Source organism: Psychrobacillus soli (assembly GCF_006861775.1).
Classification (GTDB): domain Bacteria; phylum Bacillota; class Bacilli; order Bacillales_A; family Planococcaceae; genus Psychrobacillus; species Psychrobacillus soli.
This window is the reverse complement of record NZ_VDGG01000001.1, coordinates 162,079-174,212: the sequence shown is the minus strand read 5'-3', so window position 1 is coordinate 174,212 and position 12,134 is coordinate 162,079. Positions and strand designations below refer to the sequence as shown.

Genomic DNA, 12,134 nt, shown 5'->3' with positions numbered 1-12,134 from the left:
CTAATAAATTGAAACTTTTCACTTCATCGAACAGTAGAGTATTTATCACTTGTTCGAAAAGAGGTAGTGAAAAGGGGATGAAGTATTATGTTTTTGCTTAAAGCAATCATTTTTATTTTGGTTGCTCTTGCCATTCTGACTGTCATTGAAATGTATTTACGAAAGGTTTTTAAAATAGGGAAAAGAGATAAAAATCGACAAAAATATGTAAATGACATACATAAATGGGGAGAGATTACTCTAATAGTTGGATTTATAATAAGTTATTTCTTCGTAATAAACTTAAAAGTAGAATGGAGTTATTTATGGATCGCATTCTTTTTTACGGTGCTTCAATTATTTCGCGCATTGATGGAATGGAAATATCCGATTCAACGTGGCGAATATATCATCCATCTCTTTGGAGCATCTGTTCTCGTTATGTTTATTCTCATTGCATCATACACTGATTGGCTTAATCGCTTAATTGAATTTTATTGTAGATCCATAAATTGTTCCATTCATGTTTGTATTTCTTTCGCAGTTGTTTTTGTTTGATATTCTTTCGGAGAGACTCCGTATTTCTTCTTGAATTGTTGCAAGAAAGCCGACATGCTTTGATACCCGACTTGAAGGGCCACATTTGTTACACTCTGTGAAGGATTACGTAGCAATTGTGCTGCTTGTTCCATGCGAATAGCTGCTACACGTTCCATAGGTGTTAATTGGAAAGTTCTTTGGTACATTCGGTTCAACTGTGATTCACTCACATTTGTTACTTCCGTTAACTGCTTCATGCGAATCGGTTGGTGATAATATTGTAAAATATAGCTTTCTGCATTTCGAATGGGATCGGGTAATAAATAGTGATCAAGGACATACGTGATTTTAGACAGCATATGTTCATTAGGAAAGATATAGGCCATAATCTCAAGTAAACTAAGGTGAACAAAATAAGGTTGATTTTTGGAAATATGAACAAGAATTTTTTCGAGTAGACTATTGATCTCTACTGTCCATGGTTCTTGTAAAATACATACTCGATTCGGATTCTCGAGCAGAGGTGGCGAAAAGCGGTTGTGCTGCTGCAAAAGATGAACAAACTGCTCTGTTATGGAGATTGATAAGGGAAAGAGAAGCGTGCTGCTTAGCTTACTGATATCAAACTGAACATTTACGCCTTGCGGATAAAATACATATTCTCCGGCCTTGAGCAGCCGAGATTCGTCTTCACCGATTCGATAAGTCAAACTACCTTCCAGTACAAAAAGGATTCCGGGTTCCGATGACTTGAACTCAGAACTTGTTTTATTTTGATAATGAGAAAATGAAATACTATTAAGCACCACATGATTCTCTTTTTTTAATACTTCAAGTATATGTTTCAACTCGGCACACCCACTTCCGATTTTGTCCGTTAAAATAAATATAACGGAAAACGCCTCTCTATATCAATAGAGAGGCGTTTGTCAAAAGATGAATTATAAAGGATACAACTCAATCTCGTCTTTTGATTCCAATTCTGTAATCATCGTGTGCCAGGCTTCTGGTTTATGCGACAGAATCGCATAATATGATTTCAAAAAATCAGCGATAAAGCGGGCATTTAACGTTTGGACATCTTGGTATGGCAAGAAGCAAAAATCCAAATCAGTAACGGCATCCCCTTCATTTGTCCAAGATGGGTGCACATAAGTGAAATTCAATCGTTTGAAGCCGAGGTGAGCTAACACTTCACGACGTACAAATGGATTCATTGCTTTAATTCCGCCAAACGCATGGTTTCCAATTCGGTAAGGATCGTAAATTTCGGCAAACACACCAATCAACTCGACGTTATGCTCTTTAGAGAGCTGCATTAAATCTTCATGCCGTTTTTTCGCAAGGAACGGTCCGACACCAATGCCTTCCTTCCCAATCATTGTAAAGTCCGTCATGGATAACATCTTGTCTGCATAGAATCGATATTCCGTTGCACCTACAACTTCGCCATCTTCCACTGCCACAAACATACGAATAGTAGGGTCAAGTAAAGGCTCTCTCCATAATTCGTACTCAAGTACCTCTTCAGCAGGAAACACTTCTTGCATCAATCTGTGCATTTTCGGAAACAATGGGTCTTCTATGTTTTTAATTTGAACGTATTCCATTACAGCCACTCCTTCATTTTTTTTATGAATTTGTCTTTTGCAAGATCATTTCCTTTGTCATGGATGTTTCTACTGTCATTGTACCAAGGTCTGGATATAAATCGAATCGACGGTCTCTCCATGTTGTGACAGAGCCGTGTTCCCGAACTTCATGCAATAGTGATAAGTCAAGATCGGCGGAAATAACCATATCGTTATTAATTTCACCTTTCACCAAAATTCCATCTTGCGGAAAAGGTACATCATTTGGTGTGATAACAGCTGCTTGACCAAAGTTTCCGCGCATAAAGTCTACCGTTGGAAGTGATCCAACAGTTCCAGTTGTCACAACATACACTTGGTTTTCAATTGTGCGTGCGTGGCTTGTATAACGCACGCGGTTGAAGCCGTGACGGTCATCCGTACAAGAAGGCGAGAAAATCACGTCGGCACCCATACCACGAACCATTCGTACTACTTCTGGGAATTCGATATCGTAACATGTTAAGAGTGCTATTTTTCCTTTTGGCGTTTCGAAAATTCGGAGAGACTCACCGGGTGAAATACCCCATTCAGAGACTTCAGTCGGCGTTAAGTGAAGTTTCGCTTGTTCACCAATCTGACCATCCGGAGAAAATAGATGCGCAACATTGTATAAACGCTCCTCTTTACGAATGACATGAGTCCCGCCAATAATATGAACTCCATGTTCCATAGCTAACGAAGAAAAAAGCCGATAATAGCTTTCCGTGTAATTCGGTAGGTTTTGGATTGGTTGACCTTGGCCCTTATCAGAAATGGAAAGCAACTGTGTCGTTATAAATTCTGGAAACAAAATAAAATCAGTATTGAATTCAGCAGCTGTTTTCACATAATGTGTCACCTGTGCCTCGAATTCCTCAAAACTATTAATTGTATGAAGATGATATTGTACAGCAGATACACGCAGTTTCATCTGTATACCTCCTTGAAAATTGTATCTATATTATTAAATAATAGATGAATCATATCATAAACCATGAAATAATCCATTCGAAATTCATTCATAAAATGATGTGATTCATGCATCTTGATGCTACTCCGATTACTATAAACAACAGTGTTTGATACCATCTATGATATAATTCCGTTACGTAGTGGCTTGCTCGCAAATGGGAAGCTCGCGGCACTTTTATTTGGAGGTATTATTATGTATGATCCAACCATTTTTGAAAATTTAAAAGTAGCATTTGAAAATCATGTGTATGATTTAGATAATTTAGAACGCAAGATAAATATTACAAACAGAGCAGACCAAATGGATTTATCTATTCTTGCGAGAAGGTTCGAACTTCAATTTACACTAGTCGATCAACAAGCTATTACAGCAGAAATAGTATTAAAGGCTTCTCTAGAAGATTTAGCGGGGGAGATACTTGAAATACTTGGGGAAAGTATAGGGTGTTCCTTGTTACTGCGATTTAACAAACATGTTCAAAATATACCTATACAGTGTAAAAAGATAGAGCAAGCATTAAATGCTATTTGGGAAAATGAAATTCAAGTAACACAAACACTGAGCTTTGTGTATGAACAGGAAGAATCGAGTTATTTAGATACGATAGAAGTGGAGTTTGTCCACAAAATTAACGAAGAACATATGGGGGACATTGCAGATTTTTTGGAACATGTGTTAGAAACGTTGGAAGTGTTGAATGGGATATAAGGGTTTGAAATTGTCTCTGGATTTGTGACCCTGTGTCAGAAACATTCACGTTAATTCAAACAAACGTGAATGTTATAATTTTCATGTTTGTTTCTGACACAGGGAACTAACACTCACACTATTTTCATGTTCGTTTCTAACACCAAACGATTATTTTATAGGGGGTCGTTTGAGCTGGGATACTTCTTGTGGTAGGTCCATAACTAACAATTAGATTCCGGTTTGCAGGGTTTCTTTTAAAGGCTTGCCCATTTGTTAATAATAGTTGCGTATCTGGTGAAATATTTAATCTTAATTGACCGTCACTACTCTCCAATTGGCTATTAAAATAGTCTACTTTTACATTTTGATAGGCATTATCTTTTACCATAACAAGTGCACGATATTGTGGTGGGTATATAAAAGGAACAGGCGCATTTGCATCATAATATCCAGTTACCCGATCTCCTACCGCCACCATGACATGGTCTACAAAGTAAGTAGTAGGGGATACCACGAAATTTACTACATCTCCGTTTCTGTTAGCTACAGACATTAATGAATAACAACCTTCACTTTCCCCATTTTGTCCTATCATAAAATCACTAATCATGGTGACAGTACCATGAAAAGATTGAAAATTTACCACTCAACTATCTTCCTTTCAATTTCATTAGAAACATTAGAAAGAAACAAAAGTTGTTTCCATTCCTTTAATTTATGTGAAATGGTCTACAATGGTGAATGTTTTCCCATGGTTTTTAAGTTCATTTGTATGATAAATGAACTTAAAACCATTAGATTCCCGTGAAAGAAGAAGAGGACAAGACATGTGAAAGAGCTTCTTCACTGTCTTGTCTTTTTTATCTTTTCACTTCGTAATACAGCTCAGCAATCAAACAGGTCGTACATATGATAAGAGAATGTCTTTTAATAAACGTTGCTGAATATGTGGATCTATATCTTCCTCCAAGAAAGAAATCGGTGCTTTTAGTACAACATTATTTACGAAAGTACCAAAAGTATTAATGATTGTTATGAGCGTTTCTTTGATGGCTAGATCGGTTCGAATGGATCCATCTGTTTTCCCATCTTCGATAATTGGGTTTAGGCTATTGCTAATTTGTTTCTGAATCTCGATATAGTCATCAATGTCTGGTAATGGCTCTTTTGTAAAAGAAGCATAGCTTTCAAAAGCTTCCCGAAATTTGGAAGAATTACCTGGGGGAGAGTTTTGATCTTCTTCGAGCAAGTAATTTAACACATCTTCCAACCGTACATACGCCGTTTTAGGAGAAGCTGCGATTTCTTCAAATGCAGGTAGTATTCTTTCCAGGTTTTGAATAGCAACTGCAACAATTAGTTTATCCTTTTTGGGGAAGTAGCGAAAAACGGTGGCGATTCCGACTTCAGCTTCGTTAGCTACATCTTGCATTTGGACGCTATCTAATCCACGGTCCAGAAATAAGCGCTCAGCTGCAGAAACAATATGTTGGTAACGTGTAGATTTATTTTGTTCGCGAACACTAAGTGGCATAGGATAACCTCCTTTATTTTTTTATTATACATCGTTTAAGTTTGCACCTGTCCATTTTTAGGAGTAAAATAAATGATAGTTAGACTATCAAAATTTAATGATGAGGTGAAGGAAATGAGACTAGCAGGTAAAGTAGCTGTAATTACAGGAGCAGGAAGCGGAATGGGAGAAGCCGAAGCACTTTTATTTGCAAGAGAGGGTGCTAAAGTTGTAGTAACAGACATCAACTTTGAAGCAACAGAAGCAGTAGTAGCAAAAATCAAAGAAACTGGTGGAGAAGCGATTGCGATCAAACATAATGTTGCTTCCAAAGAAGAGTGGGAAAATGTTTATAACAAAACAATCGAAGCATTCGGCAAATTAGACATCTTAGTAAACAATGCAGGAATCTCGTTGGCTACGCCATTCATGGAACAAACAGAAGAAGACTGGGTACGAACATATGCTATCAACATCAACGGTACGATGCATGGAATGCAACTAGCAATTCCACTCATGGAGAAAAATGAAGGTGGTTCGATTGTAAACATTGCTTCGATCTCTGCCTTAACTGGGATGGCTGGAGCAGGAGCTTACACAGCTTCTAAAGGTGCTGTACGTTCCATTACAAAAGCAGCAGCTGTTGACTACGGTAAGAAGAACATACGTGTGAACTCTGTGTACCCTGGCTATATCGTCACGCCAATGAGTGCGCCACATATGGAAAGTCCGCAATACAAAGACTATTTCTTGTCTCAAATTGCCCTACCAAACCTAGGAAAAGCTGAAGAAGTAGCTACAGCAGTATTGTTCTTAGCATCAGACGAAGCAAGCCATATTACAGGTATCGAGTTACCGGTAGATGGTGGAGTTACAGCGAAATAAGTGAAAAGAGCTTGTGGAAGTGGAAGTCACTTTCGCAAGCTCTTTCAATTTGGTACATTCTTTAACTGTGGAATCACTGGCTTAACCCCTGATTTCATAGTGAATGTAGTAACCCAGTATATACTAGATGCATCAACGGTAACTTATTCATCCTCAACCGCTATCAAAAATATTCCTTCCTCAAATCCACCACGTTTTTCTTTCTTAGCGATGCGCCTTTTCTCTAGATCTTCATAAGTTGCTTCATGAATTGGAAGGGCTGCATGAATGAGCTCCAAAATGTCAGCTAATTCTTCTAATGCATCTTGATGGTTCGTCGTTACTTGGAATTCCTGTACTTCTTCAAATAGCTTTTTCTTTATTTCTGTTAAATGTTCGGGAGGATCAAGAGTGCGTGTGGTGAATTTGCTACCTGTATTTTCGATGACTTGTGGTATTAGGTCGCGTACTAGTTTGTTGTAAACTCTCATTGGACAACTTCCTTTTTCTTTTATTATAGAGAAAGGTAGTATTATTTCAAAGAAGGGTTCTAGGGAGATGTTGGAGAAATTAGTTAATCAGAATCATTCAGTGAAAGAGGCTAAAACTTATGGAGTGTAGAGTAATTGGTATGTGGGGAGGATTCCCTAAAAAGAATGGTCCTTGTTCAGGGTATTTAATTCAGCATGATGGGTTTTCGTTATTAATTGATTGTGGAAGTGGTGTTTTAACGGCATTACAAAATTATATTGATTTAAATGATATAGATCATGTCATTTTAACTCATTATCATTATGATCATTTTAGTGATATTGGGGCGTATTTATTTTCTAGACTGGTGAACACACATTTAGGTAGAGCTGATGAAGAGTTATGTGTTTATGGACCAGAAGACGAAGATATGAAAAAGCAGGTGGAGGCTGTTGCTTATTCCCGATTTAGTTCTTTTAACGAAGAGAGTCAGTTAGAAATTGGACCATTCACCTGTACATTTGTGAGAAATATTCATCCAGTAGAAACGTATAGTATCAAAATAGTATGTGACAATAAAAGTATTGTATTTACATCTGATACTAGCTTTACGAATGACTTAATTCTGTTTGCAGCTAATGCAGATCTTCTTATTACTGAATGCAGTTTGTATGAAGGAATGGACGGAGCAGCTTCTGGACATATGACGTCTGAGCATGCAGGAATACTAGCATATCAATCAAATGCAAAAAAGGTGTTATTAACACATCTCCCCCACTACGGGGATTTAAACGATTTAGTAGTTAGTGCGAAAAAACAAGGCAATGAAAACATTGATTTAGCAGAGCCGGGAATGTTAATAGAATTATAAAAGCTGATAGAATGAATGCTCTTTGGAGTATTTGCTCTATCAGCTTTTTTTCCTGTGCGAGAAACATTCCTGTTTATATCCAGTTCAACAAAAAAACAGCTTTATTTTATTTATAAATCCATGGATGGCGGGTGATACATAGCGGTTTTTTAAATAAGTCAAATAGACAGTTCTATCCAGTGAAGGTGAATCGATAGATTTAGTTACAAGTGTATTATCGGGTAGAGCTTGTAGATAGTTTTCTGGAATTAGCGAGATGCCGATACCTTCTCGTACTAGACTTAATGCGGTTTCAAAACGTTCTATCTCATACTTGATAGTAGGAATTACGGCTTCCATTTCAAAAGCACTTAACACATCTTCTCTTGTTTGAAAACCCTCACTACTAATAATAAAAGGCTCCCCTACTAGGTCCTGCAATGTAACGGTTGGATAATTCGTCAACGGATTGCTTTCATGAAGTACTAATACTAGTTTTTCATTATATAAAGGAATTGTTTCGATATCCTCTTCTTGTATAAATTGATTTGTTATGATGGCATGTGTGTTGTAATTCCGTAACGAATTTTTTACATCATTTCCACTGAGTACTTCGGTTAGTTTGATGCGCATATTAGGAAAATCCTCATTGTATTGAAGAATCACCTTTGGAATCCAATGCTTTACGGATTCAATCATGCCAAGTTGTATCTCTCCACTACCTATAAGTCTTACTTCATCCATTTCTTTTTTTACTCTGTCCATCTCTAACAAAAGCTGAACTGCTTTGCTATATAAAATAGTGCCAGCCTCCGTTAACTCAATATTTCTCGTATTGCGATCAAGAATTTGAGAGCCTAAATCATTTTCTAAACTTTTTATGGCATTACTTAATGAAGGTTGAGAAATATGCAGTTTTTGTGCAGCTTTAGAAAAGCTCTTATGGTCAACAATTGCCACGAAATAATTAAGTTGTTTCAAATCCATCTATGACACCTCCACCATTTATAGGTATAAGCTATATATTTATAGTAATTATATATTAGAATTTATAAATAAGTTAATTTATAATTGATAAAAATGTATGTTCTTCAGTTTAAGAAAGGATGAATAGACTTGCTAAAAAATGTAAAGATGGATATTTGGTCGGGACGTACTGATCATCTTGAAAATAGAACAAGTTTCCGGTATCACCAAATTGTTGAGTTAGAAAAAATGGAAGCGCTTAAATCTATAGGGGAGACTTGTGTAATTATAGGTTTTGAAAGTGAAGAAGGTGTCCGGAGAAATAAAGGACAGCTAGGAGCGGCAAAAGCACCTAACGCAATACGATCCGAATTGGCAAAGCTACCATGGAAATTATCTAATGAAAAACGTCTTGCAGATATAGGAACAATTGAGTGTATTGGCAATGACTTAGAAAAAGCCCAACAACAACTTGGGGAAGTAGTAAACAAAGTACTAGATAAAAAGATGACCCCGATTATTCTTGGCGGCGGACATGAAACCGCTTACGGACATTATCTGGGTGTTCGAAACCATGTTGGAATAGAAGCGAAGCTAGGGATTATTAATATTGACGCACACTTCGATTTGCGTCCATACGATGAACAGACTTCTTCGGGGACGATGTTCAGACAAATACTTGAACAAGATGAAAACAGTAGTTATTTCGTACTTGGTATCCAGCGCTACGGAAATACGCAAGAACTATTCAACAGGGCAGATGAACTAGATGTCCAATATATTTTAGAAGAAGATATGCACTATGGTCAGATGACCCAAGTGAAAAAAGAGATAGAGAAGTTTATCCAAGAAAATGATTGGATCATGCTTACGCTGTGTACGGACGTACTAAATGCTGCATTTGCACCCGGTGTAAGTGCTCCATCACCGTTTGGTTTGGATCCCTCCATTGTTCGTGCAATTATTAAGACGGTAACTTCCCATGAAAAAGTGTTATCTTTTGATATTTCGGAAGTAAATCCAATGATGGATGAAAATAATAGAACCGTAAAACTTGGAGCATATTTGACAAATGAAGCAATTACATCATTTTTAGGAGGAAGAAAGAATGACACTAGCACTTGACCAAATTACAACAATCTTTCTTTCCATCGCACTATTGGTTTTAGGTACTTACCTAGTGAAGAAGGTTGGATTCTTAAATAAGTTCTGTATACCGGCACCAGTGGTCGGGGGATTACTATTTGCATTCCTCGCTACAGTAGCCAAATCTTTTGGTTTGTTTGAAATTACATTGGATACATCTTTACAAGGCTTGTTCATGCTTACTTTTTTTACTACAGTTGGCTTGGGCGCAAGTTTTAAGCTTGTAAAATTGGGTGGTAAGCTACTCGTCATTTACTGGCTAGCTTGTGGATTTTTAGCGCTTGCGCAAAACACAATAGGCGTGTCTATGGCATATTTATTTGATCTTCATCCTTTAATCGGAATGATGGCTGGAGCTGTATCAATGGAAGGTGGACATGGTGCAGCAACTGCATTCGGACAAACTGTTGAAGATTTGGGTATTAATTCGGCAATGTCTATCGGTGTAGCAGCGGCTACCTTTGGACTTGTTGCAGGGGGACTTATTGGAGGACCGATTGTTAAATATCTTGTTACCAAGTATGATTTGAAATCAACGGAAACGGATGAAGTTACAGAAGTTGACCTTGAAGAGAAAGGCAAAACAATTAATACGAATACCTTTTTCACACAACTATTCCTCATAACTTTCTGTATGGCTCTTGGAACTTACTTAGGAGGTTTGTTCTCCTCTGCAACAGGGTTTGTTCTTCCGGGATACGTTGGGGCTATGTTTGTAGCAGTGATCGTGAGAAATATTGTAGATAAGTTTAATCCTAAAACAGTAGACATGAAAAGTATCGGCTTAGTAGGTGATATTTCTTTAGGGATTTTCTTATCCATGGCACTAATGAGCATTAAACTTTGGGAAATAGCGGACTTGGCGCTTCCATTAATCGCAATTGTTATCGTCCAAGTTATTTTTATCATTCTTTTTGGCATCTTTGTTCTGTTCCGTCTATTAGGAAAAAATTACGATGCTGCTGTAATGGTAGCTGGTTTCACTGGGCATGGTTTAGGTGCAACACCTAATGCTATGGCGAATATGGCTGCTGTAACAGAAAGATTCGGACCATCGAAAAAAGCATATCTAGTAGTACCAATTGTTGGAGCGTTCCTCATAGATGTGTTTGCAATGCCTATTATTATTACGACAATTAACTTATTCCAATAAACGATAATAATCCCTTGTTCATGTTGTTGAACAGGGGATTTATTATCGTTCCTGTGCAAGAAACTTTCATGTTTGTTTGTTACATAGGGACAAACGAATTACTTCGTACATCTTCGTTAAAGCTTCATAGCGCGCCGCATCAAAATCCTTTTGGCCGCGCATAAATTTTTCTTTTAAATTAAAGTAACATATCTCGAAATATTCCTCGTTATGATGACGAACAAATGGATGCGTCACTTTCTCAAAAGGTCCATCGTCGAAATAACGCTCCATTTTATCTAGCGTGCGAATATTAATATTGCGTGCACGCATTTCATGCATAACAAGCTGTGTATAGGCAAACAAATCATCTTTCGAATAGTCATACATATAGTTAATCAAAATATGACGGTCTTCCTTCGCAAAAATACTATTTAACTCTCGCCACTGTGCCAGTAGTTGTGATTTCGGCAAAATGCTGAGTAAACTATAGTGCCATAAACGCAAAAAAATCATCTCCTGTTAAACCTATTATGCACCAAGGATAACAAAAATAATTCCACAATTTCCAGTCTTAATTTAAGACCAACTCGAATCTTTAAGTTTCTAAAGAAAAATGTTAGAAACGAATATTTTGGGGAAAAGTAATGTTGAAAAGACCATTAGGGAGGTGAATATGATGAAAAATGAGTTGAATCATGAAAAGGAATCCTCCAATCAAAAAGATCAAACAGTTGAACAAGGAAAGCCCAATGAGTTAAGTGACAAACAGAAAGAAGAACTTCAGGTGAAAGATGGTCAAAACGATCACCATGTGGATGAACGGGGCGGAAATTAAGTTTAGAAAGTTAATAGGATGAAATCCGTGACTCCATGCGGGGTTACGGATTTCATCATTTAATAGTTGAAAGCAAAAAGGAGTGATACTTATGGCAATGTGTCCTGTATGTAACTCATTAAAAGAATTAGATATCTCTTGCCCAAAATGTAATACTCGGTTAGATGACTCAGGAAAGGTATCCGATTATTTAGATCCTTATGGACATTATAATGATGAAGAGACGGTGAAAATGGGTGATGGTTATTTAAATACAGTTAATAATAAGATTTGTCCTCATCTAATGGTTTGTAATAATTGTGGATATGATGTGGTGAAATTTATACTAGAAGAATAGATTATTTAAAGGCAACACCACCAAAATGATTGTTGTCTTTTTGAACTAATCTATTGTTCTCCCTTAGGCTTTTCTCGTTGTTTAGCGATATTGGAATTCATTTAATCCCTATGTAGCATACTATCGTGGGATAGTGTGCAGCATAGGGATTTTTTAGATGGCAGATTGTTGGAAGGTTAAGTCTAACTTCTGTAGTATTAAATAGAGATAACATATTGTTCT

16 protein-coding genes are annotated in these 12,134 nt (G+C 37.0%); 8 read left to right on the top strand and 8 right to left on the bottom strand.

The genetic code is table 11. The annotated features are described in order from the left end of the window. Nucleotides 1–87: 87 nt before the first annotated feature. Complete coding sequence (locus FG383_RS00780) at nt 88–537, top strand: DUF4181 domain-containing protein (protein WP_142604932.1); 450 nt, start codon at nt 88–90, stop codon at nt 535–537. Here the strand turns inward: FG383_RS00780 and FG383_RS00775 are convergent. The 3 genes from FG383_RS00775 to FG383_RS00765 all read right to left on the bottom strand — a co-directional run bounded on the left by FG383_RS00775 (nt 501) and on the right by FG383_RS00765 (nt 3,063). Continuing rightward, the gene (locus FG383_RS00775) at nt 501–1,367 is read right to left on the bottom strand and encodes an AraC family transcriptional regulator (RefSeq protein WP_142604931.1); all 867 of its coding nucleotides are present in this window, start codon (nt 1,365–1,367) and stop codon (nt 501–503) included. The genes FG383_RS00780 and FG383_RS00775 overlap by 37 nt on opposite strands. A 93-nt stretch (nt 1,368–1,460) precedes the next feature. Further along, nucleotides 1,461–2,129: a GNAT family N-acetyltransferase gene (locus tag FG383_RS00770; protein ID WP_142604930.1), complete on the bottom strand. Its 669-nt coding sequence runs from the start codon at nt 2,127–2,129 to the stop codon at nt 1,461–1,463. Between the two features lie 22 nt (nt 2,130–2,151). Continuing rightward, a complete protein-coding gene (locus tag FG383_RS00765) occupies nt 2,152–3,063 on the bottom strand; it encodes a carbon-nitrogen hydrolase family protein (RefSeq protein ID WP_142604929.1) in 912 nt (303 codons plus the stop codon). Nucleotides 3,064–3,297: 234 nt separating this feature from the next. Between FG383_RS00765 and FG383_RS00760 the strand changes: the two genes are divergently transcribed. Continuing rightward, nucleotides 3,298–3,813: a hypothetical protein gene (locus FG383_RS00760; protein ID WP_142604928.1), complete on the top strand. Its 516-nt coding sequence runs from the start codon at nt 3,298–3,300 to the stop codon at nt 3,811–3,813. A 136-nt stretch (nt 3,814–3,949) separates the two neighbouring features. On the opposite strand, the gene FG383_RS00755 is transcribed toward FG383_RS00760, so the two are convergent. Together FG383_RS00755 and FG383_RS00750 are read right to left on the bottom strand one after the other, a co-directional pair. Beyond that, nucleotides 3,950–4,441: a hypothetical protein gene (locus FG383_RS00755; RefSeq protein ID WP_142604927.1), complete on the bottom strand. Its 492-nt coding sequence runs from the start codon at nt 4,439–4,441 to the stop codon at nt 3,950–3,952. A gap of 246 nt (nt 4,442–4,687) precedes the next feature. Further along, nucleotides 4,688–5,329, bottom strand: coding sequence for a TetR/AcrR family transcriptional regulator (locus tag FG383_RS00750; RefSeq protein ID WP_142604926.1), 642 nt, complete (start codon nt 5,327–5,329; stop codon nt 4,688–4,690). Nucleotides 5,330–5,443: 114 nt separating this feature from the next. Here FG383_RS00750 and FG383_RS00745 point away from each other — a divergent pair, with 114 nt between their 5' ends. Further along, nucleotides 5,444–6,193, top strand: a complete 750-nt coding sequence (locus FG383_RS00745) for an SDR family NAD(P)-dependent oxidoreductase (protein WP_142604973.1) — start codon at nt 5,444–5,446, stop codon at nt 6,191–6,193. Nucleotides 6,194–6,336: 143 nt separating this feature from the next. Here the strand turns inward: FG383_RS00745 and FG383_RS00740 are convergent, their stop codons facing one another. Next, nucleotides 6,337–6,663: a nucleoside triphosphate pyrophosphohydrolase gene (locus FG383_RS00740; RefSeq protein WP_142604925.1), complete on the bottom strand. Its 327-nt coding sequence runs from the start codon at nt 6,661–6,663 to the stop codon at nt 6,337–6,339. Nucleotides 6,664–6,782: 119 nt separating this feature from the next. Here FG383_RS00740 and FG383_RS00735 point away from each other — a divergent pair, with 119 nt between their 5' ends. Continuing rightward, the gene (locus FG383_RS00735) at nt 6,783–7,514 is read left to right on the top strand and encodes an MBL fold metallo-hydrolase (protein ID WP_142604924.1); all 732 of its coding nucleotides are present in this window, start codon (nt 6,783–6,785) and stop codon (nt 7,512–7,514) included. An 84-nt stretch (nt 7,515–7,598) separates the two neighbouring features. On the opposite strand, the gene FG383_RS00730 is transcribed toward FG383_RS00735, so the two are convergent. After that, on the bottom strand, nt 7,599–8,480 hold the full coding sequence (locus FG383_RS00730; protein ID WP_142604923.1) for a LysR family transcriptional regulator: 882 nt from the start codon (nt 8,478–8,480) through the stop codon (nt 7,599–7,601). 129 nt (nt 8,481–8,609) lie between these two features. Here FG383_RS00730 and hutG point away from each other — a divergent pair, with 129 nt between their 5' ends. Together hutG and gltS are read left to right on the top strand one after the other, a co-directional pair. Further along, nucleotides 8,610–9,584 (top strand): formimidoylglutamase, encoded by a 975-nt coding sequence (hutG, locus tag FG383_RS00725; protein WP_246096778.1) that lies wholly within the window; start codon nt 8,610–8,612, stop codon nt 9,582–9,584. Beyond that, on the top strand, nt 9,568–10,758 hold the full coding sequence (gene gltS, locus FG383_RS00720; protein WP_142604922.1) for a sodium/glutamate symporter: 1,191 nt from the start codon (nt 9,568–9,570) through the stop codon (nt 10,756–10,758). The genes hutG and gltS overlap by 17 nt, the downstream gene beginning before the upstream one ends. 66 nt (nt 10,759–10,824) lie before the next feature. Here gltS and FG383_RS00715 read toward each other — a convergent pair whose 3' ends face one another. Further along, a complete protein-coding gene (locus tag FG383_RS00715; protein WP_142604921.1) occupies nt 10,825–11,244 on the bottom strand; it encodes a pyrimidine dimer DNA glycosylase/endonuclease V in 420 nt (139 codons plus the stop codon). Between the two features lie 169 nt (nt 11,245–11,413). Here FG383_RS00715 and FG383_RS20795 point away from each other — a divergent pair, with 169 nt between their 5' ends. Beyond that, nucleotides 11,414–11,575 carry a hypothetical protein gene (locus tag FG383_RS20795; protein WP_221887495.1) on the top strand — a complete coding sequence of 54 codons (162 nt, stop codon included), beginning with the start codon at nt 11,414–11,416 and terminating at the stop codon, nt 11,573–11,575. Between the two features lie 91 nt (nt 11,576–11,666). Next, entirely contained in the window at nt 11,667–11,912 is a 246-nt protein-coding gene (locus FG383_RS00710; protein ID WP_142604920.1) for a hypothetical protein, read from the top strand. The last annotated feature ends 222 nt before the right edge of the window (nt 11,913–12,134 follow it).